The 21,512-nt window shown below is 39.9% G+C and carries 26 protein-coding genes, 1 tRNA gene and 1 pseudogene; 14 read left to right on the forward strand and 14 right to left on the reverse strand.

Features of this window, described 5'->3' with window-relative positions; all coding sequences use genetic code 11:
* The first annotated feature begins 103 nt into the window (after positions 1–103).
* The 7 genes from E7C97_RS05385 (at position 104) to queF (ending at position 3,650) form a co-directional block, all read left to right on the forward strand.
* Positions 104–484 carry a MarR family transcriptional regulator gene (locus E7C97_RS05385; protein ID WP_316108389.1) on the forward strand — a complete coding sequence of 127 codons (381 nt, stop codon included), beginning with the start codon at positions 104–106 and terminating at the stop codon, positions 482–484.
* A gap of 97 nt (positions 485–581) precedes the next feature.
* Entirely contained in the window at positions 582–803 is a 222-nt protein-coding gene (locus E7C97_RS05390) for a DUF4649 family protein (protein ID WP_049508973.1), read from the forward strand.
* A gap of 14 nt (positions 804–817) precedes the next feature.
* Positions 818–1,132 carry a thioredoxin gene (trxA, locus tag E7C97_RS05395; RefSeq protein ID WP_001029584.1) on the forward strand — a complete coding sequence of 105 codons (315 nt, stop codon included), beginning with the start codon at positions 818–820 and terminating at the stop codon, positions 1,130–1,132.
* 202 nt (positions 1,133–1,334) lie between these two features.
* Positions 1,335–1,988: a 7-cyano-7-deazaguanine synthase QueC gene (gene queC, locus E7C97_RS05400; RefSeq protein ID WP_000828781.1), complete on the forward strand. Its 654-nt coding sequence runs from the start codon at positions 1,335–1,337 to the stop codon at positions 1,986–1,988.
* Positions 1,988–2,431 (forward strand): 6-carboxytetrahydropterin synthase QueD, encoded by a 444-nt coding sequence (gene queD / locus E7C97_RS05405; RefSeq protein ID WP_000464566.1) that lies wholly within the window; start codon positions 1,988–1,990, stop codon positions 2,429–2,431. The genes queC and queD overlap by 1 nt, the downstream gene beginning before the upstream one ends.
* The gene (gene queE, locus E7C97_RS05410; RefSeq protein ID WP_060955237.1) at positions 2,424–3,140 is read left to right on the forward strand and encodes a 7-carboxy-7-deazaguanine synthase QueE; all 717 of its coding nucleotides are present in this window, start codon (positions 2,424–2,426) and stop codon (positions 3,138–3,140) included. Before queD ends, queE begins: the two co-directional genes overlap by 8 nt.
* A gap of 18 nt (positions 3,141–3,158) precedes the next feature.
* Entirely contained in the window at positions 3,159–3,650 is a 492-nt protein-coding gene (gene queF / locus E7C97_RS05415) for a preQ(1) synthase (RefSeq protein ID WP_004250766.1), read from the forward strand.
* Positions 3,651–3,860: 210 nt separating this feature from the next.
* Here the strand turns inward: queF and E7C97_RS05420 are convergent, their stop codons facing one another.
* Together E7C97_RS05420 and E7C97_RS05425 are read right to left on the reverse strand one after the other, a co-directional pair.
* Positions 3,861–4,529 (reverse strand): MIP/aquaporin family protein, encoded by a 669-nt coding sequence (locus E7C97_RS05420; RefSeq protein WP_049495341.1) that lies wholly within the window; start codon positions 4,527–4,529, stop codon positions 3,861–3,863.
* A 109-nt stretch (positions 4,530–4,638) separates the two neighbouring features.
* Complete coding sequence (locus E7C97_RS05425) at positions 4,639–5,430, reverse strand: DUF2785 domain-containing protein (RefSeq protein ID WP_316108390.1); 792 nt, start codon at positions 5,428–5,430, stop codon at positions 4,639–4,641.
* A gap of 273 nt (positions 5,431–5,703) precedes the next feature.
* Between E7C97_RS05425 and E7C97_RS05430 the strand changes: the two genes are divergently transcribed.
* On the forward strand, positions 5,704–6,468 hold the full coding sequence (locus E7C97_RS05430; protein ID WP_000048146.1) for a (S)-acetoin forming diacetyl reductase: 765 nt from the start codon (positions 5,704–5,706) through the stop codon (positions 6,466–6,468).
* Between the two features lie 101 nt (positions 6,469–6,569).
* On the opposite strand, the gene E7C97_RS05435 is transcribed toward E7C97_RS05430, so the two are convergent.
* The 7 genes from E7C97_RS05435 to E7C97_RS05465 form a co-directional block, all read right to left on the reverse strand.
* Positions 6,570–7,019, reverse strand: coding sequence for a thioredoxin domain-containing protein (locus E7C97_RS05435; RefSeq protein WP_398581238.1), 450 nt, complete (start codon positions 7,017–7,019; stop codon positions 6,570–6,572).
* A 356-nt stretch (positions 7,020–7,375) separates the two neighbouring features.
* Positions 7,376–8,158, reverse strand: a complete 783-nt coding sequence (locus tag E7C97_RS05440) for a deoxyribonuclease (protein WP_316108392.1) — start codon at positions 8,156–8,158, stop codon at positions 7,376–7,378.
* 28 nt (positions 8,159–8,186) lie between these two features.
* A complete protein-coding gene (pepF, locus tag E7C97_RS05445) occupies positions 8,187–9,983 on the reverse strand; it encodes an oligoendopeptidase F (RefSeq protein WP_316108393.1) in 1,797 nt (598 codons plus the stop codon).
* A 10-nt stretch (positions 9,984–9,993) separates the two neighbouring features.
* Complete coding sequence (locus E7C97_RS05450) at positions 9,994–10,737, reverse strand: 16S rRNA (uracil(1498)-N(3))-methyltransferase (protein WP_316108394.1); 744 nt, start codon at positions 10,735–10,737, stop codon at positions 9,994–9,996.
* Between the two features lies 1 nt (position 10,738).
* Positions 10,739–11,689 carry a 50S ribosomal protein L11 methyltransferase gene (gene prmA, locus E7C97_RS05455; RefSeq protein WP_125391595.1) on the reverse strand — a complete coding sequence of 317 codons (951 nt, stop codon included), beginning with the start codon at positions 11,687–11,689 and terminating at the stop codon, positions 10,739–10,741.
* Positions 11,690–11,826: 137 nt separating this feature from the next.
* A complete protein-coding gene (locus E7C97_RS05460; RefSeq protein WP_004250760.1) occupies positions 11,827–12,255 on the reverse strand; it encodes an NUDIX hydrolase in 429 nt (142 codons plus the stop codon).
* A gap of 9 nt (positions 12,256–12,264) precedes the next feature.
* Positions 12,265–12,735: a DUF3013 family protein gene (locus tag E7C97_RS05465; protein WP_075229765.1), complete on the reverse strand. Its 471-nt coding sequence runs from the start codon at positions 12,733–12,735 to the stop codon at positions 12,265–12,267.
* A 115-nt stretch (positions 12,736–12,850) separates the two neighbouring features.
* On the opposite strand from E7C97_RS05465, the gene E7C97_RS05470 reads away from it, so the two are divergent.
* The 4 genes from E7C97_RS05470 (at position 12,851) to E7C97_RS05485 (ending at position 15,668) form a co-directional block, all read left to right on the forward strand.
* A complete protein-coding gene (locus E7C97_RS05470) occupies positions 12,851–14,122 on the forward strand; it encodes a replication-associated recombination protein A (RefSeq protein WP_254731458.1) in 1,272 nt (423 codons plus the stop codon).
* 227 nt (positions 14,123–14,349) lie between these two features.
* Positions 14,350–14,422, forward strand: a tRNA-Lys gene (locus E7C97_RS05475).
* Positions 14,423–14,517: 95 nt separating this feature from the next.
* Positions 14,518–14,934 (forward strand): helix-turn-helix domain-containing protein, encoded by a 417-nt coding sequence (locus E7C97_RS05480; RefSeq protein WP_233331986.1) that lies wholly within the window; start codon positions 14,518–14,520, stop codon positions 14,932–14,934.
* A gap of 218 nt (positions 14,935–15,152) precedes the next feature.
* Complete coding sequence (locus tag E7C97_RS05485; protein WP_125335713.1) at positions 15,153–15,668, forward strand: DUF308 domain-containing protein; 516 nt, start codon at positions 15,153–15,155, stop codon at positions 15,666–15,668.
* A 72-nt stretch (positions 15,669–15,740) separates the two neighbouring features.
* Here E7C97_RS05485 and E7C97_RS05490 read toward each other — a convergent pair whose 3' ends face one another.
* From E7C97_RS05490 to E7C97_RS05500, 3 genes and pseudogenes are all read right to left on the reverse strand, one after another.
* Positions 15,741–15,938, reverse strand: a complete 198-nt coding sequence (locus tag E7C97_RS05490; RefSeq protein WP_260471300.1) for a hypothetical protein — start codon at positions 15,936–15,938, stop codon at positions 15,741–15,743.
* Between the two features lie 35 nt (positions 15,939–15,973).
* The gene (locus E7C97_RS05495) at positions 15,974–16,459 is read right to left on the reverse strand and encodes an immunity protein YezG family protein (RefSeq protein ID WP_316108395.1); all 486 of its coding nucleotides are present in this window, start codon (positions 16,457–16,459) and stop codon (positions 15,974–15,976) included.
* Between the two features lie 429 nt (positions 16,460–16,888).
* Positions 16,889–17,230: pseudogene (locus tag E7C97_RS05500) on the reverse strand (T6SS immunity protein Tdi1 domain-containing protein); the annotation flags it as partial.
* A 102-nt stretch (positions 17,231–17,332) separates the two neighbouring features.
* On the opposite strand from E7C97_RS05500, the gene E7C97_RS05505 reads away from it, so the two are divergent.
* Positions 17,333–18,175 (forward strand): aldo/keto reductase, encoded by an 843-nt coding sequence (locus E7C97_RS05505; protein WP_316108396.1) that lies wholly within the window; start codon positions 17,333–17,335, stop codon positions 18,173–18,175.
* A gap of 163 nt (positions 18,176–18,338) precedes the next feature.
* Complete coding sequence (locus E7C97_RS05510) at positions 18,339–19,484, forward strand: low temperature requirement protein A (RefSeq protein ID WP_000209242.1); 1,146 nt, start codon at positions 18,339–18,341, stop codon at positions 19,482–19,484.
* A 651-nt stretch (positions 19,485–20,135) separates the two neighbouring features.
* Here E7C97_RS05510 and E7C97_RS05515 read toward each other — a convergent pair.
* Positions 20,136–20,480, reverse strand: a complete 345-nt coding sequence (locus tag E7C97_RS05515; RefSeq protein WP_004250751.1) for a lipopolysaccharide assembly protein LapA domain-containing protein — start codon at positions 20,478–20,480, stop codon at positions 20,136–20,138.
* Positions 20,481–21,241: 761 nt separating this feature from the next.
* A partial coding sequence (locus tag E7C97_RS05520) for an AI-2E family transporter (protein WP_316108397.1) occupies positions 21,242–21,512 on the reverse strand: 271 nt, incomplete at its 5' end.

Consider the following 21,512-nt stretch of genomic DNA (forward strand, 5'->3'; position numbering starts at 1 on the left):
TCCTTCTTGCTATCCAAGCCAAAAAGGTGTATACTAATTGCGTGCGCAAGCATCATAGATGCACTAGTATGATTATACTATTATAGAGGGAAAGGAGATGGACATGACTTACTTAGAAAAATGGTTTGACTTCAACCGTAGGCAAGTGGAAATAGAAGCTATTTTAGAAGAGACCATCGCTGAGCAGAGTGAACAAGCCTTGACACTCAAGGAATTTTACCTCTTGCACTTTCTAAATCAAGCTGAAGGAAAATCCCTTCGACAAATCGACTTGCCAGATAAACTCCACTTGAGCCCGAGTGCTGTTTCACGAATGGTGGCTCGTCTAGAAGCAAAGAACTGTGGTTTACTTAGTCGGAGATGCTGCGACCAGGACAAGCGAGCTAGTTTTATCTGTCTGACTAGCGAAGGCCAAACTACCTTGGCTTATTTACAAACAGCTGTTGAAGAAAGCTTAGCAAGAAAATCAAACTGGTTAGCCTAAAATATTTTTTTAAAAAACTTGCGTGCGCAATCATTTTTCTTGACATTCCTTTTTTCAAGGAGTAAAATGAAAACATGATTTAGCAAAGGAGAATCCTATGATTGAAATCACCTATCTTGATGCCAGCAAGCAAGAGAGAACCATGACCTTTGAGTCATACGATGAATTTGAACGTTCTCAACATGCCTGCCTGATTGGTGTCGCAGACTATTACCCCGTCCAAAAAGTAACCTACAAGGGGCATGATTTGGACTACCATGGGACTTATGGAGATGTTTTCTTCTATCTCATGAAACAAGATTTAAGCCAATATAACTAAAAAGGAGAAATACTATGGCAAAAGCAATTACAGACGCAACATTCGAACAAGAAACTAAAGACGGATTGGTCTTGGTAGACTTCTGGGCAACTTGGTGTGGCCCATGTCGTATGCAAGGTCCAATCTTGGACAAATTGTCTGAAGAACTTTCAGAAGATGTCTTGAAGATCGTTAAAATGGACGTTGATGAAAATCCTAACACAGCTCGTTCATTTGGAATCATGTCTATTCCTACTCTTCTTTTCAAAAAAGATGGACAAGTGGTTAAACAAGTTGCTGGTGTTCACACAGCAGAACAAATCAAAGCTATCGTTGCTGAATTAAGCTAATCAAAGGAGAGACCAAGTGCATTCACTTGGCCTCTTTTTTCTTGCCCTTTGCCATTTTTCAAAAAATATGCTAGACTGTAACTAGAATATCACGATGTTTGGGACATGCCATCGCTAAAAAAAACCTCTACTTGGTATTTTTTAGCTCCCTCTAGGGAGCTTTTTGCGTGCTTTGAACATTTCCCATTTTGGAAGGAGTACTATGAAACGTCAATCAGCCTTGGTCGTCTTTAGCGGCGGTCAAGATTCAACAACCTGCCTTTTCTGGGCCAAGCAACACTATGAAAAGGTAGAAGCCGTTACCTTTGCCTATGGCCAACGCCACCATCTCGAAATTCAAGTGGCCAAAGAAATCGCTGAGGAACAAGGAATTCGTCATCATATCCTAGATATGTCTCTGCTAGGACAAATTACTGAAAATGCCTTGACTTCAGATCTAGAAATTGAGCAAAAAGAAGGAGAGGTGCCTAATACCTTCGTTGACGGTCGCAATCATCTCTTTCTGTCCTTTGCTGCAGTCCTTGCCAAGCAGCGTGGAATTACGGATATCGTGACAGGAGTGTGCGAAACAGACTTCTCAGGCTATCCTGACTGTCGGGATGTCTTTGTCAAATCACTCAATGTCACGCTCAACCTTGCCATGGATTACGACTTTGTAATCCAAACGCCTCTCATGTGGCTAGACAAGGCTGAAACTTGGGAATTAGCTGACCAACTCGGTGCCTTTGACTACGTTCGTGAGAAGACCTTGACCTGCTACAATGGGATTATCGGTACTGGTTGTGGGGATTGTCCTGCCTGCCATCTACGCCAACATGGTTTAGAGGTTTATCTCTCTCAGAAAGGAGAGGCCTGATGTTTTTTGCCCCCAAAGAAATCAAACAAGAAACTGGGGAATCTCTTGTCTACAATCCTCACAGAACCTTAGTCTCAAAAGAATTTACCTTCGATGCTGCCCACCACCTCTTTCACTATGAAGGAAAATGCAAATCCCTACACGGTCACACCTATCATCTGCAAATCGCTGTCAGTGGATTTTTAGATGATAGAGGTATGACCTATGATTTTGGGGATATCAAAGCTATCTACAAGGACTACTTAGAGCCCCACTTGGATCATCGCTATCTCAATGAAACCCTTCCCTACATGAATACAACTGCTGAAAATATGGTTTACTGGATTTTCCAAACCATGAGCCAAGAGTTGCCAGACGAGCGCGGTCTCCGTTTGGAATATGTTCGCCTCTATGAAACTCCGACTGCCTTTGCAGAGTTTAGACGGGAGTGGTTAGATGACTAAGGAACGTGTCCTCAAACTACCAGTTCTGGAAATTTTCGGCCCAACCTTTCAAGGCGAAGGTCGTGCTATCGGCCAGAAAACCATGTTTGTCCGCACTGCTGGTTGCGACTACCACTGCGACTGGTGCGACTCTGCCTTTACTTGGGATGGTTCTGAAAAACCAACTCGCATGACAGCTGATGAAGTAATCGCTGAGTTAGATAAACTAGGAAGCTACGACTATGTAACCCTATCTGGGGGAAATCCTGCTATCCTAGCAGCCAATATGGCTCAACTGGTCACCAAACTCAAGGAACGTGGGGTCACTCTGGCTGTTGAGACCCAGGGATCCCGTTGGCAAAATTGGTTAAAAGATATCGACCAAGTCACTCTGAGTCCTAAACCTCCTTCCTCCAAGATGGAAGTCAACTTTGAGACCTTGGATTTCATCGTTTCCCAACTAGACCCAGACAAAGTCACCTTTAAAATCCCTGTCTTTGATGATGCAGATCTAGCCTTTGCCAAAGGTATTCAAGAACGCTACCAACCAGATGTCCTCTTCTTATCGGCGGGAAATCCTGAGCCCAAAGCTACAGGCAATATTGTCCAAGATCAACTGGACCGCCTCAAAGAACTCTGGGAACGTGTCGCTGCCGACGATAGCTGGGGCAATGTCCGCGTCCTTCCTCAACTCCATACCCTCCTCTACGATAACCAACGTGGTGTTTAAGATTAGAAAGAAAAAATCATGTCACAACAAGAAGAAATGAAAAACCTCAGCCTACTGGGCAACAAAGAAACCAACTACATTTTCGAGTATCAACCAGATGTCCTCGAATCCTTTGATAATCGTCATGTGGAAAATGACTATTTCATCAAGTTCAACTGCCCTGAATTTACCTCACTTTGTCCCATCACTGCTCAACCAGACTTTGCAACTATTTATATTTCCTACATTCCTGACAAGCTCTGTGTCGAGTCAAAATCCCTCAAACTCTACCTCTTTAGCTACCGAAACCATGGAGATTTTCATGAAAACTGTATCAACACTATCGGGAAAGACTTGGTTAATTTGCTAGACCCTCGCTATTTAGAAGTCTGGGGAAAATTTACACCTCGCGGTGGTATTTCAATCGACCCCTACTACAACTACGGTAGACCTGGAACCAAGTATGAAGGATTGGCAGAACAACGCCTCTTCCAACATGACCTCTATCCAGAGAAAATTGACAACCGTTAATACTCTTTGAAAATCTCTTAAAACCACGTCAACGTCGCCTTGCCGTAGATATAGGTAACTGACTTCGTCAGTCTTATCCACAACCTCAAAATAGTGCTTTGAGCAATCTGCGGCTAGCTTCCTAGTTTGCTCTTTAATTTTCATTGAGTATAAAAAGATACGAAAAAGCCCTGTTCCTCATCATGAGGAGCAAGGCTTTTTGAGTTTCAATTATTCTTCTGTTCCAAGGAAGTTTTTCGCAACTAGAGCTGCAAGAACGCCACCAACGATTGGTGCAAGGATGAAAATCCAAACTTGTTGAAGAGCTGCGCCACCTACCAAGACAGCCGGAGCCAAGCTACGAGCTGGGTTTACTGAAAGTCCAGTGATGTTCAATCCAACAAGGATCATAGCTGTCAATGACAAACCGATCACCAAACCAGCGATTGCGCCATTCCCTTTGCTTGCTGAAGTTACAGTCATGATTACCAAAACAAACAAGAATGTTGCGATTGTTTCAAACAAGAAACCACCAAAGACAGTTACACCATTTGCCAAGGCATTTTCACCAAGACTTGCAGTTGACATACCTGAATTTGCCAAGAGGAAGAATACAGATCCTGACGCAAGGAAAGCACCGACTACTTGACCAAGGATGTAGTTTACAAGCTCTGAAGATGACAAACGTTTGTTCACAAACATAGCGATAGAAACAGCTGGGTTCAAGTGAGCACCTGAAACAGTTCCGATTGAGAAAGCTGCAACTACGATTGCCAAACCAAAGGCAAGAGCAATTCCAAGGTGTCCAAGACCTTCAACACCATTTCCAAAAACAACAGCTCCTGTTCCTATGAACACAAGCATAAAAGTACCGATTAATTCAGCAACAAATTTTTTCATGATAAGTCTCCTTTTTTCAAACTATATATTAGTCTATCAGAAGAAGGAAAGGGTTTCAAGAAATGTGCTTGGAAATTTTGTGTAAGTTTTCACATTTAATAGTCGAAATCTAATATTGAAAAGATTGAATGGCTTCTTTCAAGTCATCTTGTAAACTATTTCTCTGGTCGAGTTGTACATAGACTTCTAAGAGACAGGATCTGAAATTAGAAAATTTATAAAAATCTTCCGTCTCTTCTATCGGGAAATCAAGTGACTTTATCCAAGAGATTAGTGCCGCTTGATCCACTTTGCCTTGCAAAATAGGTTCGTAAAGCACTCTGGCTAAGCGCCATTCCTCATCATCTATAAATCGAATCGAAATTCTTTTAAACAGTTGACCAAGGATCTCAAACACCTCATAAAGTCTACTTGCAGAAAAGTCTGGATGACAAACGACTTCAGTCAAGAGATCCGCTCCATGCGCAAAAGCATGTACCCAACCATACTGTCTTGAAAAACCAGTCGTATCCTCTTCTTTTTCAAGGTAGTGCAAACCTTGATTGAGCATCGTATTTCTGATATCAGTTTTTAGTTCTTGATAAAAAATAGAATGTTCATTGCCATCAGCTGATAAGAGGTTGGCATAAATAAGTGCTCTAAAAGAACGGTCAAGCGTTGAAGCTCCTAGCTTATCAAGCTCTTTATCTAGGCCACCATCAGAAACAATCATAGCAGATATAAATTGAAATTGCTCCTTTGTAAATAACTCTTCTTGGATCCCTCTAGCCAAACTGGTAAAAACCAATTCATCGCGAATTTCTGGACTCGAATCCCCTAAGTGCTCAAGTAACCACTGGAGTTCTTTTTGACTATAACTCGGTTTTTCTTCTATTACTTTTCTTTTCAATTCTGGATACATCTGCCTACCTCCAATCATACACATCTATTATACAACATTCTTTTCTAGCTATCTTCATTATAAGAGATAAATATGTTAGTCTCAGATATTTTTTTCACTCTTAGAGGGTTAATTTTTTTCAAAAACCAAGTATTTGTTTGACACAAATTTCACAAAGGTGTATACTAAAACGTGATAGGACTTCTTTTAGAAACCTATCACGACTCACTTATAAACCTTTTGCTGTTCTTTTATGAACGTTTGAATGGTATCACGGATACCGAGGAGGATCATATGTCTAAAGTAGCTATCGTTACAGGTGCAGGTCAAGGGATCGGTTTTGCAATCGCAAAACGCTTGGTTCAAGATGGTTTTAAGGTTGGAGTTTTAGACTACAACGCTGAAACAGCTGAGAAAGCAGTTGCTGAATTGTCAGCAGACAAAGCTTTTGCTGTTGTAGCTGATGTGTCTAAACAAGCAGAAGTTGCTGCAGCTTTCCAAAAAGTTGTCGATCATTTCGGAGACTTGAATGTTGTTGTAAACAATGCTGGTGTCGCTCCTACTACACCTCTGGATACAATTACAGAGGAACAATTCGCTCGCACATTTGCTATTAACGTCGGTGGTGTGATTTGGGGAGCACAAGCTGCTCAAGCTCAGTTCAAAGCACTTGGTCACGGTGGTAAAATCATCAATGCTACTTCTCAAGCAGGTGTTGTCGGAAATCCAAACTTGACTGTTTACGGCGGTACAAAATTCGCTGTTCGTGGTATTACTCAAACATTGGCGCGTGATTTAGCAGAGTCAGGTATCACTGTCAACGCTTATGCTCCAGGTATCGTTAAAACACCGATGATGTATGATATCGCTCATGAAGTTGGAAAAAATGCAGGAAAAGACGATGAATGGGGTATGCAAACATTCGCAAAAGATATTACATTGAAACGTCTATCTGAACCAGAAGATGTGGCTGCAGCAGTTAGCTTCCTTGCTGGACCAGATTCAAACTACATTACAGGTCAAACCATTATCGTTGATGGTGGTATGCAATTCCATTAAGATTAAAAAAGTGAGGTTGGAAAAAAATCCAACCTCTTTTGTCATCTCTACGATTCCAATTTTCGGAGTCGTTTTTTGTCATTTATAATAATTCTTCAGAACTATTCATTCTTTAAAAATGAAAGGATTTCTTCAAGACTAGCGGAACTTCCTTGCTCTAAATAGCGTGATTTCCCACCATTTTGATAGACTGAAAGATTCGGAACGGTTTGGATATCCATTTCTTTTGCAAAGGTTGTAATCTCCTCCTTTTCATCAGAAGCACTATCCAAATAATAGACCGTCTGGTGACTTTTTTGAATCGCTAGAGCCAAGTTGGGCACAAACTTTTGACAGTAGGGACAGGATTCTCTTCCAATATAGACAACAAACTCGTCGCCATTTGCAAGTTTGGAGCGCATTTCTTTCATATTGATTGCTTTAGTATACTGAACAGCTTCCTGATAAGTTTTTGGAAGAACAGGTTGACTGAATTTCCAGATCATAAACAAAATCGGCATAGCAATTCCAATGATAAACAAGCTAAGTTTTTTATTGACACGCACTAGCATCTCCGTCCTTTTCTAAGTATTTTCCCAAGTCTAATCGCCCACGACAAGATATATAAAATCCAACCGATAGATCTGTAATGATGCACAGTCTGAAGACAAAGTCTTCGGCAAACTTTATGAAATAAATGTCATTCTAAAATCTCAACAATATAACTCTATTGTTGCACTTTTATGATTTTACTCCCCCAACCGAGCACTGTAGGCGATAATTTGGTCAACCGTGTCAGACAAGAATTGAATGGAAAAATCAGCCAACCTCTTTTGTTAGTTTTCATTATCAGTTAGGAGAAAATTTCCTCAATACTTCTACATTTCTGATGACTTATCAAAAAGCCGTTCTTAAATGATTTTGTATCTTATTCTTTTTTAGATGGAGTTTTTCCTGCAGCAATTGCATCGGCCTCCGTCATCTCAATAACATTAGCTTTATTAGTACTTGACGGCATTCTATCTTTGTTATACCAGTATACTTTCGCTTGCCCATTCTTAGCGACATAAACAATTCTATCTTGCTGTTGGGCTTTAATCTCAGCTTCACGTGCAATTCTTTTCTCTTCTTCTTTTTGAGAAATTAATGACTCAACTTCACTTATCCTATCGATCAATTCTGCCTTTTTATCGTTATTTTCAATCTGATTAACTGTTTCTTTAGCAGACTTCACTTGATTCGCATCTTGATTTTCTTCCAATTGTTTGACTAAGGCTTCACCTTTCTTTTGCAACTCATTTGCAGCTTTTTCTTTAGCAATTCTCTCTTCTTCTGCTTTTTCTTTAGCTTTTTTCTCGTCTTCGATTCGTTTTGCATCCTCTATGCTAGATGAAGTATCCGTCGTCGAAGCTGTCGAAGAAGTAGATGTCACAGTCTGCTTAGTTTCTGACTGAGCAGATGAAGTTTTCTTTGTAACTGTTGGAGTTTGGAGAGCAACTGCAACAAAACTGACAATGAAAAGCCCTATCATTAAATTTCTTTTTCGAATATCTGGTGCTTTCTTTACAAAATACCAAATACCAACTCCACTCAAAACAAGATAGAGAGTAGGTAGGGCAATCAATAAAATGATTCCCAACAAAACTATACCAATTTTGATAAAGAGCATTCTTTTGGGATCTTGCTCTAGCCATTTTTTTATTCTATTCATATTATTCTCCTAAAATCGGCCTATTCCCCTACTCTCCCAACTGGGCACTATAGGCAATAATTTGGTCAACTGTGTCAGACAAGAATTGAATGGTATCACGGAGTGGTTTATCTGTTGAAATATCGGCTCCAATAATCATAGCTGACTCAAGTGGTGTTTTGCTACCTCCTGACTTGAGGAGATTGAGCCAGTCTTCAGCTCCAGTTTCTGATTGTTTCAGATGGAGATAGCCAGCAGTTGAAATTACAAGACCGGCAGAGTAGGTGTAGCTATACAAACCCATATAGTAGTGAGCTTGGCGCATCCAAGTCAAAGCCGCATCATCATCAATCTCAATAGCATCACCCCAGAACTCTGTCAAGACTTCCTTCATAATGCTGTTGAGTTTGCTTGCTCCAAAGGTTTCCCCTTCTTCAATCAATGTATAAACCTTGCGCTGGAAGGCGGCTTCCAAGAGGTGGGTGATGAAATTATGGAAGTAGGTGTCCGTCAAGCGATGAGCTAAGGCAAAGCGTTTCTGACGTGGGTCATCAGATTGGTGTTCCAAGTAATCACTTAACAGCAATTCATTGAAGGTTGACGGCGCTTCGACATAGTAAGTAGACATGTGAGCATTGAAGTAGCTTTGGTGATTATCCGAAAAGATGAATTGACCAGAATGCCCGATTTCATGAATCAAGGTATAAACATCGCTCAAACGACCTGTCCAGCTCATGAGAACATAAGGATGCACGCGATATGGATCCGCCGCATAGCCACCAGAATCCTTACCGCTATTGGCAGCAAAGTCCACCCAGCGTTCTTCTTGATAGCGAGCAACTTCCTGACAATATTCTTGTCCCAAAGGTTCTACCGACTTCATGACCAAATCATAGGCATCATCAATGGTCACTTCAGGATTAAGGGCGCTGTCCAAGTCCAATTTCCAGTCTGCAAAGGTCATCTTTTGAAGACCATTCACTTTGGCAACATGCTTGAGATATCGCTGAGCAACTGGCGCAAAGTCCTTCATGATGAGGTCAATCTGGCGGTCAAACATGGCACGGTCTACTTCTTGCTCAGCCAAAAGATAGTCGAATACTGAATCATAACCTTTCATATTTGCCAACAATTTCTCAGATTTAACCTGAGCAAGATAGGCTGCCGCAGCTGTATTTTGGTGCTTACGAAGTCCTTCTGAGAAAGAACGGAAGGATTTCTCACGAACCTCAGCATCCTCGTGGTTTTGGTAGAAATTTTCATAGGTCACAAAACTGTTTTTGTAGGTTTTTCCATGGGCTTCAAAATCAGCCATTTCAAAGTCCCCAGCTCGCATTTTAGTATAGATATCCTGTGGACTGTAGAAAACTTCACCCAGATTGGTCAAGGCCCTCTCCACATCAGCCCCAAGATAGTGGGCTTTTTTGATTTTGGCCTGACGAATAGCTGCAGTCAAATGTGGCAAGTCACCCAAACGGTCCAAGACTTCTTCGTCTGCTTCTACCAAGGCATCATCAAAGAAGGTCAAGGCTACGCTGGCATCTGTTTCAAAGTCCATTCCAGCTTGGGCGATATTGGCAAAATCTTCATTGCTATAGTCTGTCGTCTGAGGCATAAAAGCGTAATTCCCGATATGGCTCATCTGAATATAGATTTGCTCCAATTCTTCAAAGGCCTTCTCGAAATCTTCAAAAGTGTGAAGATTGCCCTTATAGTCACGACTAAACTGGTTAATATCTTCACGCGCCTTCTCTATCGCACGCAAGAAATCCTCACGGTCTTGATATAGGGCTGTTAAGTCCCAAAGTTCATTTCCAGGAAATACTGAACGGTGTTTTTGTTCCATCTTTTTCCTCTTATTTCTCTAATTCTAATAAAACACTAAGGGCTGATAAAGCGTAAAGTGGTGCTGTTTCTGCTCGCAAAATACGAGGACCAAGTCCTGCCAGGACTGCTCCCTTTTCTTCAAAACTTTCAATTTCTGCAGGAGATAGACCACCTTCTGGTCCAAAGATAAAGAGCAATTTGGCTCCTTTTTCAAGACCAGTGACTGCTTGTATGAGCGCTGCTGATTCGCCTTCTTTGGCTGACTCTTCATAGGCTACCACGATAGAGTCAAACTGGTCCAGCTGAGATAGAAAATCTGCTTTTTTTTCAAAAAGGGTGATGTTTGGGACCAAATTCCGCTTGCTTTGCTCAGCTGCACCGAGGGCGATTTTTTCTAGTTTTTCGACCTTTTTGCCCAGTTTCTTGCCATCCCATTTTGCAACGGACCAGTCTGCAGGGAAGGCCCATATCTGGCTAGCACCTAATTCAGTTACTTTTTGAGTAATAAACTCCAGCTTATCTCCTTTGGGAAAGCCTGATGCGATGGTCACTTGGACTGGTAGTTCTACATTGTCAGCTAGTTCTTCAATCAACTCAAACTGACGATCCTCTACATTTATCACGCGTGCCAAGCGCTTGATGCTATCCTCAAAGACTAGAGTCACCTGGTCATCTTCTCTTAAGCGCATAACCTGAAACATGTGCTTGCTGGTTTCCTTGTCCTCGATAGTGACTGGTGAGCTAGCACTGCCTTTGACAAAATACTGTTGCATTCTAACCTCCAATCACACCAGAAATATCCTTGGTCTTCTTGAAGACACAGGCATTCCACTCCCCTTGGATCATATGGGTTTCAAGGAAAAATCCAGCTGACTCAGCCGACTCGCGCACCATGTCCCACTTGTCCTTGATAATCCCACTCATGATGAGGTAGCCTTCGTCCTTAACCAAACGATAAGCATCCTCTGTCAGATGAATGAGGATATCCGCCAAGATATTAGCTACAATCACATCTGCTTCAATCTCAACACCCTTAAGCAAGTCTCCTGCTGCTACATGGATGTTTTCCATGCCTGGATTGAGTTCAATATTTTCCTGAGCGACCCGAACTGCTACATCATCTAGGTCATAGGCAAAGATTTCCTTAGCACCAAGTAGAGAGCTAGCAATGGAAAGAACCCCTGAACCTGCCCCCACATCGATCACCGTTTCACCACCACGAAGGACCTGCTCCAAGGCAAAAAGACTCATCTTAGTGGTTGGATGCGTACCTGTCCCAAAGGCCATACCTGGATCTAGCTTGATAATCTTTTCGCCCGCCGTCGCTTCATAGTCCGTCCATGATGGCACGATGGTCAAGTCATGGGTAATGCGAGCTGGTTCATAGTATTTCTTCCAGTTGTCGGCCCAGTCTTCCTCAGCCAAGGCAGTCGTGCCCATCTTGACCTCTCCCAGATCCATAAAATCTGTCAATTCTGCCAAGCGAGCCTGCAAGTCCGCTTCAACCGCTGCCACATCCACCGTTTCAGGATAGTAGGCTGTCACCACGATTTCTTCCTGTTGCTCCACCTCAGGAAAAATCTCACCAAAGCGGTCCACATTACCCACATAGTCCATGCTGTCTTCGATTGCAACCCCTTGGGCGCCTAGCTCAATCAGGAGGTTAGAGACTAGCTCCTCCCCCTCACGCTTAACCGTTACTTTTAACTCTTGCCATGTTTCCATAATTAAGATACCAAGCCCATAAAACACAAAGCCAAAATAGGAAACTCTCTTAAGACACTTATGTTTAAGAGAAGTTTATCTTTTTGGCACAGTGTTTAGGGCGGGTTCAGTTTAGAAATTTAACCGAACCGTCCTTTCTAATCACTTACTTTTAAATAATCTTTTAATCTCTCTTGCAACTGAGGTACAACCTTATCTGAGCCAAGAAATTCATCAATGCTCATCAATTTATAGCCCTGGCCTTCATCTCCAAAGACGATACTGTCAAATTGTTCTTGACTTAACTGACTAACCATAAAGACCGACTGCTTCCTCTCAAAAAGCATACTTGGGTAGACCTTACTCCCAAGCAGGTTATCTTCAGTTAGATGAATCCCTAACTCTTCAAAAACTTCACGCGCTACGCACTCAAAAGGAGTTTCGTCCCCTTCACGACCTCCACCTGGCAACTCCCACATATTGGGCCAAGGAATGCTGGGCTTGTCATCACGCAGAATAGTTAGGACACTATCTCCACAAAGTAAGGCAATCTTGCAGCCTGTGAAATCAGAAATCTCTAGCTCCATGCTAGACTCCTAATATCTCGGATAAGGGTAAAACTCTCCTTCTTCCAAACCGACTTTCCCTTCTTCAAAGACTTCTTGGTTCCATTCCATGACGAATTCTTCTGCTTCTGGGTCTTCCAAAAAGTCCATGAGGGCATCTAGTCCAACCTCTGCAGTATCTTTGAGGAATAGTGCAAAATAAGCTAAAAATTCACGAGAAAAACCTTTCTTCGGCAGATAAGGGATGACTGTGAGATACTCTTCTGCATTAACTGTTGACTTGGCAGGGTTATAAAAAAGCACCGCTTCTTCAAAGAGGATATCGTCTGATGACACCTCTCCATCCTCATCTAGCATCTCCACTCCTGCAGGATTTTGCGCCTCTAGCAGAAAACTCACTTCAACTGCATGATTGCGTTTGTCCCAGCTAATCTCATAGTCAAAAGGAAAGTTCTTGTCCAACTCTTCTTGTAAAACATCTAAAAATCCGTATGTTGCCATGTTGTCCTCTTTCTATACGACTCTTAAATCGCCCCGAATACTCGGAAATATGCTAAAATAGATACTACCATATTACCACATTCGTATCAGAAAATCCATGTTAGAAAGGACTGCTATGCCAGACAATCTCGCGCTTCGTATGCGCCCCAAAACCATCGACCAGGTCATCGGTCAAGAGCATCTGGTAGGCCCAGGAAAAATCATCCGCCGCATGGTAGAGGCTAACCGCCTGTCTTCCATGATTCTCTATGGGCCTCCGGGTATCGGAAAAACCAGTATCGCTTCGGCCATCGCTGGAACGACCAAATATGCCTTTCGAACCTTCAATGCAACTGTTGATAGTAAAAAACGTCTCCAAGAAATTGCTGAAGAAGCTAAATTCTCAGGTGGCCTTGTACTGCTACTGGACGAGATTCATCGTCTTGACAAGACTAAACAAGACTTCCTCTTGCCTCTCTTGGAAAGTGGACTGGTCATTATGATTGGAGCGACGACTGAAAATCCTTTCTTTTCTGTCACGCCAGCCATTCGTAGCCGTGTTCAGATTTTTGAGTTGGAACCCTTGTCTAACCAAGATGTCAAAGAGGCCATTCAAATCGCCCTGACTGACCCTGAACGAGGCTTTGATTTCCCTGTTGAGTTAGATGATGATGCCCTTGATTTTATCGCAACATCTACCAACGGTGATCTCCGTTCTGCCTTTAACTCGCTGGATTTGGCAGTTCTCTCCACTCCAGCTAATGACAAAGGTATACGTCATATCACGCTTGACATCATGGAAAATAGTCTGCAACGGAGTTACATTACTATGGACAAGGATGGAGACGGACACTATGATGTTCTATCTGCCCTTCAAAAGTCTATTCGCGGATCAGATGTGGACGCTAGTCTCCACTATGCTGCTCGCTTGATAGAGGCCGGTGACCTTCCTAGCCTAGCTCGTCGTTTGACTGTTATTGCTTATGAAGATATCGGTTTGGCCAATCCCGAAGCCCAGATTCATACCGTGACTGCTCTGGATGCAGCACAGAGGATCGGTTTCCCCGAAGCCCGCATCCTCATTGCCAATGTTGTGATTGATTTGGCCCTTTCTCCAAAATCCAACTCAGCCTATGTAGCTATGGACAAGGCTCTGTCTGACCTTAAAACCTCAGGTCACCTACCAATCCCACGTCACCTGCGAGATGGCCACTATAGTGGTAGCAAGGAATTAGGCAATGCCCAAAACTACCTCTATCCACATAACTACCCAGGTCACTGGGTCAAACAAGAGTACTTGCCAGAAAAAATTCGCAACCATAGCTACTTCTCACCAGAAGATAGTGGAAAATACGAACGTGCCCTGGCTCAACGCAAGGAAACCATTGATAAATTACGAAACTTATGAAATCCTTTTCAAAATTTTTAATTTTCCCTTGATTTTTTTTGAAAAAGTGGTATCATATAATCATAGAAACGCTGTGGTGTACGACTTCACATTTAAGTGTTGACCGACTATTTTTTGTATTATTAGGGAAACAAAAGTCTTCTAACAGCATGTAGGCCGTCTCACACGGAAACAGCTTCAGTTAGAGCGAGACCGTGAAGTTTCGGCACCAATACAGCTTTTTATTTGCCTCCTTAGCTCAGTTGGTAGAGCAGTAGACTCTTAATCTATGGGTCACAGGTTCGAGCCCTGTAGGGGGCATCTAAATCAACAGGAAAAAGCCTTGATTTATAAGGCTTTTTTGCTTGTCTATAACTGATTTGCCCCATCATTTGCCCCACATTTTTTTATGAGCAATCTTTCCAGACATCTCTGATTATGAAAAACAAAAAAGCTATCCTACCTTTGCAAATTTGGATAAGATAGCAGAATATTTTAATGCAACTCCAACTCAACTTTTTGGAACTAGTAAAGAGATTGAATTAGAAAAGAGTGTTCTTGAATCGAATGAATACTCTGATAAAGTAAGTGAGATCTTAAAAGCTGTCAAATACATCGAAGATTTTCTAGAAACTGATGGACAGTACTTAGAGGATTTACTTTACTTAACAAGAGGCAACCAACTATACACAGAAGATGGAGATGAGTTGTATATTGATCCAACTTCTCAGAAAAGAACACTTCATAACCAATATGAACCTGGTTTTATTGTAGCAAGGGATAAATCTCCACTAGAACTCTTAATTGAAAATAAGGAATTGTTTGATAAATAGAAAAAGCGAGGATAACCTCGCTTCAGATTGAAGTTAAAATCTTTAGAAGACACTTTTATAAGGACTTTGTCTTCAATCTGTGAAAAGGAGTGAAAACTCCTTTTCTTTTTGTAAGTCAGACTGAAACTTCCAAATTGTTTATTTATTTTATTGACATTTTCTATAAAAATAAGTACAATAGTTTTATTAGCAAACTATACTATATAGGGGGTATTGAAATGAAATTTTCTAATCGTTTACTGCTATTCCTTGCAGGAGTTGTTTTTGTCCTTTTAGGACTTTTCCTATTTACAAACCCAGTAGCTAATCTTGTTGCTTACAGCTGGTGGATTTCATTTGGTTTACTGGTTTCTTCTATAGCAGCTATTTTAGGCTATTTCTCTGCACCAAAAGAGCTTCGCTCACCTGTTTATCTTTTCCAAGGATTTGTTAGTCTTCTCTTAGCTCTTTACCTCGTTGCTTATGGCTTTGTGACCCTGCCGGTCGTCATTCCGACCATTGTAGGAATTTGGTTAATTGTAGAAGCCATTATTGCTTTCTTTAAAGGCAATCGTCTAGGATTGATTTTCCCTATTATTGGTAGCAATATCACGTGGGTAGCCTTGCTTGAATTTTTACTAGGTCTAGTGATTCTGTTCAATCCAGTGGCTACAGGTGTCTTTGTCGTTTATGTCATTGCCTTTGCATTTTTAGTTACTGGCTTCACCTACATTATTGAGGTCTTTCGTAAATAGTCTAGTTGCTATTTCTATCGCATTCAAAAAAGCTGGGAAATCATATTCTCAGCTTTTTCGTCTCTTTAATTATCACTTTTTCGCATTCCATTCTGCGTAGAATTGCTCCAAGTATTCTTCCAAAGTATCGGCTAGAAATGCTGCTTTCCAATATTCTGGAATCGGTGCATTTAAAATCGTTGATTTATCAGTTATAAATTCTACTTTATTTTTAGATGACAACGTGTATCGATTTAAAAATGCAATTTTATCATTCATCTGTTGAACCATTTTATCCTCCGAGGTGGGTTGTTCTTTAGATATAGCTATTTCCCATTATGCTCTCTTTGGAAAGCTTCCATGGCCTTGAACTGCTCAAGCTCTTTTTCATTCGCTGGTTGCTTGCCGAGATATTTATATTCAAAAAAGTCCATTTGTTGACCTGAACTATAATCACTTTCATTCCAAGGTGCATAGTCAAATTCAGCAGATAATTTCGTGCCAATTACTTTTATAGTACAAGAAGTCCACAAAGGTTGGCCTTCTTTCTCAAAAATTTCTCTCAACTCCCAAGCTAATCTAAAGGTGCGTCTTTCTTGATTCCGAAACTCTAAATTAGGAATACCATACCGCTTTGGAATATATAGATTGTAGATATACTCATTTTTCCCCTCTTCATTAAAGAAATAATATACCTCTCCTCCATCAAAAGCTAAACTTATGTTAATAAAAAGATTATCCCATGCTACTGGTATTGTCTCATTAACACTCTGTGCAACTTCACGAATTTTCTCATTAATTTGTTTTTCCATTTTATCCTCCGATTTGGTCTCGCACTGATATTTATTGATAACAACACTATATATCTAGTATAGCATAATCATTAGGTATTATAGGTTTTCAAACCAAATGTGAGTCAATCGTCTTTGCCCCACTTTTGCCCCATTTTTAAATCATGATATTGAAAATACCTAAAAGTACTTCCCTAAAATCAGCTATATTTCAACATTTTTGATTATTTTCAATATGAAAAGTTCTTACAAATTCATGTAGGGGGCATCTAAATCAACAGGAAAAAGCCTTGAGTTCCAAGGCTTTTTTGCTTGTCATTTTGTTTTTTATACCAAATTTTGTACCAAAAAGTTTATATTCACAAAATAAACGAGTCTCATCCAAAGACTCGTTATTTATCTCACACTCGTTTTCGTCGAAAAAACCACCTCGAAGGTGGTTCCTTTCTATCAATCGTCCATCACTCCGCCTGTGAGTTGGTACATGAGATAAATGTGCTCCAGGACTTTGACTTTATCCATATGTTCCACATCTTTAAAGCCTCCTAATGCTAGTAAAGGAACAAAACCGAAACATTGGTTATATGACAAGGGACCATGTTTTAACACAGCCTGTCTATATAAATCCAGTTCAAAGTTATCAGTCACATATGAGTTATCTAAATACTGAAGAAAATATTTCAGGCTCTTGATAATAATGTCGCAGTCTTGAAGATTTTATTTTACAATACCAACAAATTCATTCTCTTCCCAAGTAATAATATCTCCAAAGGCTGTTACGAACATCGGAAAAAGAAGTAAGGAACTATTCATAATAATAGCCGTAGCAAATCTTTGCATTTTTGCCTTATCTTATTTAAGATAGTACTATTAAAAAAAGAAAAGGTGAAAATCATGGAAACATATACACTTGCAAATGGGGTTGCTATTCCTAAAATTGGTTTTGGAACTTGGCAAATTGCTGAAGGCGAAGAAGCCTATAACAGCGTTAGCTTCGCACTTAAGGCGGGTTACACACATATTGATACCGCACAAATTTACGGTAACGAGGTTTCTGTAGGTAAGGCGATTGCTGATAGTGATTTGGCACGTGAGGATATTTTCCTAACTACCAAACTTTGGAATGATAAGCACGATTACGAGTTGGCTAAGACTTCTATCGATGAGTCTCTCGAAAGACTTGGTGTGGATTATTTGGATCTTTTGCTTATCCATTGGCCTAATCCAAAGGCGCTTCGTGAGAATGATGCTTGGAAGTCTGGTAATGCAGGCGCTTGGAAGGCAATGGAAGAAGCCTACAAAGAAGGTAAGGTGCGTGCTATCGGTGTGTCTAACTTTATGCAACATCACCTAGAAGCTCTTCTTGAAACGGCTGAAATTGTGCCACATGTCAATCAAATCCTCTTGGCTCCAGGTTGTGACCAAAAAGACTTAGTTGCCTATTGCCAAGAGCGCGATATCCTTCTTGAAGCCTATAGTCCACTAGGTACAGGTAGCATTTTTGGAAATGAAGATGTTGAAGCAGTGGCTGAACGTAACGGTAAATCTGTAGCACAAGTTGCTCTGCGTTGGAGCCTTCAAAAAGGTTTCTTGCCACTACCTAAGTCTGTGACACCTAAAAATATAAAAGCTAACTTGGATATCTTCGACTTCGACTTATCAGAGGAAGATATGGCAGTCTTGGATAAGATTCAAGGCATCAAAACTCAGAATGATCCTGACACAGTTAATTTTTAATAGGATTTTAAGCAACTCGTCAGGGTTGCTTTTTCAAGTAAATGACAAAAGAAGTCAAGGTTTTGACAATTCGCGCCACATGAAATTATTTAAGCATATCCTTTTCTTTCATTACCATTTTCTGTTATAATGTATTGTATTTCTAAAGTAGAAAGGTATTAATATGACAACTCTTATTAAGCATAAACGTGTAGAATTTTCAGAACTATTTTATGACCTAGTGTTTGTTTTTGCAATTTCAAAAGCAACTGCTTTAATTCACCCTCTTCATAGCGGTGTTGTGGCTTGGGATTCTTTACTTGATTTCTTCATCTCTGTCATGGTTATCATCAATTCCTGGATGATTCAAACCATTTATACCAATCGCTATGGAACAAACTCGTTATTTAACATGGTAATCATGTTTATCAACATGGGACTTATGCTCTTTATGTCCAATATGATTGGATACAATTGGCAACAATGGTTCTATTATACCTGTTGGGCTGTTGGTACATTGACCCTTACCTTATTTTTTCAATATTTGGTTGAATTTTTTAGAAAATCAACCGATAATACTGATCGGGAAAGTATCAAAGGTTTTCTATGGTTAACAGGTCTAGGAAGTTTAGGAGTCTATCTGGCAGCTCTTTTTCCTATTTACGTTGGAGTCTATATCTTTATTGCTAGTATTCTGCTAACATTTATTGTGCCAATTTTCTTGATTACTAAAGATGAGCATTTCCAGGTAAATCTTCCCCATTTAATCGAGCGCGTCTCCCTTCTTGTCATTATTACGTTTGGAGAGATGGTTGTTGGGCTAGCTAGCTTCTTTACAGTCGAGAATTTCTCGATTTATTCGGTTCTCAATTTCGTTATCATGCTTTCCCTGTTCTTGTTTTATTTTGGCGAATTTGACCATGCTATTGATGAAGGATCTAGTCAAAAGGGATTATTTGTAATTTATAGTCACTATCCTATTTTCATCGGGCTTATGTTGATGACAGTTTCGATGGGTTATCTCCTGAATCCCGAGGCTAATCTTCTCGTTGCAATCAGCTTCTTTTATATCGGAATTGGCCTCTTCCAAGCTGCTGTCCTAGCAAATGGGCCCTATAACAAAAACTATCTTCGCTATCCGAGAAGTTACTACTGTGCTCAAGCGACACTCTATCTGGCTGCCTTGATTCTCTCTTTGCTTTTCGCTTCTAATCCTATAACAGTGTTGAGTATTGCAACCATTTTTACTCTAGCTATAGCCATTCATTTTATTTATTTTTATGTGACACAGAATAAAAAATATTCCAAATCTAACTGGGGGTTCTTTTAATGAGTTTATAGCATTAAAAAAGCCTTGGTTTTCCAAGGCTTTTTTTTCATTAATTTGTTTTTCCATTTTATCCTCCGATTTGAACTCGCACTGACATTTATTTATAACAACACTATATATCTAGTATGGCATAATCATTAGGTATTATAGATTTTCAAACCAAATGTGAGTCATTCGTTTTTGCCCCACTTTTGCCACGTTTTTAAAGCCTGACAGTGAAAACACCTAAAAGTATTTCCCTAAAATCAGCTATATTTCAACACTTTTGTTTATTTTCAATATGAAAAGTTCTTACAAATTCATGTCGTTATCCTGAGAATAGTTAGAATAAATTAAAATAAGGTCTTTATCTAACACGAAAGCCACATATGTTTATTTTTCATTAACTTGTGTAATGAAAAATAACTGAAAATCTTTTGCATCTTTCTGAGTCGGAAAGTCAATTATAATATTGTCCAACGCAGTACCAAACCACCTATTTGCCGACCTTTTTCTATTGCTTTTACAGATAGGAGTATTCTTCCCTTAGCCAGCCAACGGTTTATCGACTTCATCCTTGCTAATAAACACCTGCTCTGTTAAGACGGGACACTCTTATCCCAAAAAAGTTCCAAAGTCTCACCTGACTCTGGAACTTTTTGATTTCTACACTTATTGTTTGGCTTCCTGTTTTAATTGTTGCACCTGTTCCTCGTACTGGACAAGCTCCTTGTCTTTTATATTGATAGTCGCTTCTGCTTCAGCAATGCGGCTTCTCAGATCTTGAGTCTTGCTATGGTGATAGCTAATACCAATAACACTACCAGCAATGATTCCGATTACTAGACAAGTAAAAATCACCAAAATCAAGGAAGCAGATAGTTGTGTAAAGACAAGACTGACAGTTACTGTTTGACGATTGAGCAGACCAAAGCAGATCACAATGACTAATAAGATCAAACCGCCAATTAGATAAGCCTTATCTTTCAGTGACAATTCATTAAATTTTTTTAGCATAAGTTCCTTTTCTCCTGACTATGTTGATAGAAAACTACACAACATTTAGATATTAACCGAAGCCATTCTACCAGAAAAATTCGATACTGTCAATAATTATTTGATTAACACTCCGTAACTCTACTTGAGTATTTACACATAATTATTGACAGTATCCCGATTTGATCTCGCACTGACATTTATTTATAACAACACTATATATCTAGTATAGCATAATCATTAGGTATTATAGGTTTTCAAACCAAATAGGAAACCTATATGAGTCATTCGTTATTTTTGCCCCACTTTTGCCCCATTTTTAAATCCTGACATTGAAAATACCTAAAAGTATTTCCCTAAAATCAGCTATATTTCAACATTTTTGTTTATTTTCAATATGAAAAGTTCTTACAAATCCATGTAGGGGGCATCTAAACAACAGGAAAAAGCCTTGATTTATAAGGCTTTTTTGATGTCAAATAACTTTTTGTAGCAAATCATTATAAAGGTTTTCCAACCTTATCAAACTTATCATTTATTCTCAATCAATTGCTAGCAATATTTGATAAGACCAACTGTTTTTTACAGTACAGAGCTAGTCTATAATTAACTAAACTATACTAATTTGTGCCCATATTACATGGCCAATCCGCATAGAGATTAAAATGGGCTATTATGAATTCATAAATTTTCGCAACAGAACAAGAGCAAGTCATTTAGAAATAAAAGAGAAGAGAATCTTTCACTCTCTTCTTAGTATATCTTATTAAATTCAGTCTTTCTCAATCTACCTGATTTTCCTTTGCAACGACAAATTCTTTAACCAATCGATAGATAACAGCAAATACGGGGGTAAAGAATATCATCCCAAGTAAGCCAAAGAGATTGCCTCCAATACTAGCAGCCGCAAGCGTGAAAATAGCTGGTAAACCAATAGACTGACCTACAACTTTTGGATAAATAAGGTTTCCTTCAATCAGCTGTATAACTTGATATAGAAGAAGAGAAAGTAAGGCTTGAGTAGGACTCACTGTGAAGATAAAAATCGCTCCC

The organism is Streptococcus sp., from assembly GCF_032481935.1.
Classification (GTDB): domain Bacteria; phylum Bacillota; class Bacilli; order Lactobacillales; family Streptococcaceae; genus Streptococcus.

Coding starts and splice junctions, on each gene's coding strand:
- E7C97_RS05385 (WP_316108389.1), top strand. CDS start 104: ATGACTTACTTAGAAAAATGGTTTGACTTCAACCGTAGGCAAGTGGAA.
- E7C97_RS05390 (WP_049508973.1), top strand. CDS start 582: ATGATTGAAATCACCTATCTTGATGCCAGCAAGCAAGAGAGAACCATG.
- trxA (WP_001029584.1), top strand. CDS start 818: ATGGCAAAAGCAATTACAGACGCAACATTCGAACAAGAAACTAAAGAC.
- queC (WP_000828781.1), top strand. CDS start 1,335: ATGAAACGTCAATCAGCCTTGGTCGTCTTTAGCGGCGGTCAAGATTCA.
- queD (WP_000464566.1), top strand. CDS start 1,988: ATGTTTTTTGCCCCCAAAGAAATCAAACAAGAAACTGGGGAATCTCTT.
- queE (WP_060955237.1), top strand. CDS start 2,424: ATGACTAAGGAACGTGTCCTCAAACTACCAGTTCTGGAAATTTTCGGC.
- queF (WP_004250766.1), top strand. CDS start 3,159: ATGTCACAACAAGAAGAAATGAAAAACCTCAGCCTACTGGGCAACAAA.
- E7C97_RS05420 (WP_049495341.1), bottom strand. CDS start 4,529: ATGAAAAAATTTGTTGCTGAATTAATCGGTACTTTTATGCTTGTGTTC.
- E7C97_RS05425 (WP_316108390.1), bottom strand. CDS start 5,430: ATGTATCCAGAATTGAAAAGAAAAGTAATAGAAGAAAAACCGAGTTAT.
- E7C97_RS05430 (WP_000048146.1), top strand. CDS start 5,704: ATGTCTAAAGTAGCTATCGTTACAGGTGCAGGTCAAGGGATCGGTTTT.
- E7C97_RS05435 (WP_398581238.1), bottom strand. CDS start 7,019: ATGCTAGTGCGTGTCAATAAAAAACTTAGCTTGTTTATCATTGGAATT.
- E7C97_RS05440 (WP_316108392.1), bottom strand. CDS start 8,158: ATGAATAGAATAAAAAAATGGCTAGAGCAAGATCCCAAAAGAATGCTC.
- pepF (WP_316108393.1), bottom strand. CDS start 9,983: ATGGAACAAAAACACCGTTCAGTATTTCCTGGAAATGAACTTTGGGAC.
- E7C97_RS05450 (WP_316108394.1), bottom strand. CDS start 10,737: ATGCAACAGTATTTTGTCAAAGGCAGTGCTAGCTCACCAGTCACTATC.
- prmA (WP_125391595.1), bottom strand. CDS start 11,689: ATGGAAACATGGCAAGAGTTAAAAGTAACGGTTAAGCGTGAGGGGGAG.
- E7C97_RS05460 (WP_004250760.1), bottom strand. CDS start 12,255: ATGGAGCTAGAGATTTCTGATTTCACAGGCTGCAAGATTGCCTTACTT.
- E7C97_RS05465 (WP_075229765.1), bottom strand. CDS start 12,735: ATGGCAACATACGGATTTTTAGATGTTTTACAAGAAGAGTTGGACAAG.
- E7C97_RS05470 (WP_254731458.1), top strand. CDS start 12,851: ATGCCAGACAATCTCGCGCTTCGTATGCGCCCCAAAACCATCGACCAG.
- E7C97_RS05485 (WP_125335713.1), top strand. CDS start 15,153: ATGAAATTTTCTAATCGTTTACTGCTATTCCTTGCAGGAGTTGTTTTT.
- E7C97_RS05490 (WP_260471300.1), bottom strand. CDS start 15,938: ATGGTTCAACAGATGAATGATAAAATTGCATTTTTAAATCGATACACG.
- E7C97_RS05495 (WP_316108395.1), bottom strand. CDS start 16,459: ATGGAAAAACAAATTAATGAGAAAATTCGTGAAGTTGCACAGAGTGTT.
- E7C97_RS05505 (WP_316108396.1), top strand. CDS start 17,333: ATGGAAACATATACACTTGCAAATGGGGTTGCTATTCCTAAAATTGGT.
- E7C97_RS05510 (WP_000209242.1), top strand. CDS start 18,339: ATGACAACTCTTATTAAGCATAAACGTGTAGAATTTTCAGAACTATTT.
- E7C97_RS05515 (WP_004250751.1), bottom strand. CDS start 20,480: ATGCTAAAAAAATTTAATGAATTGTCACTGAAAGATAAGGCTTATCTA.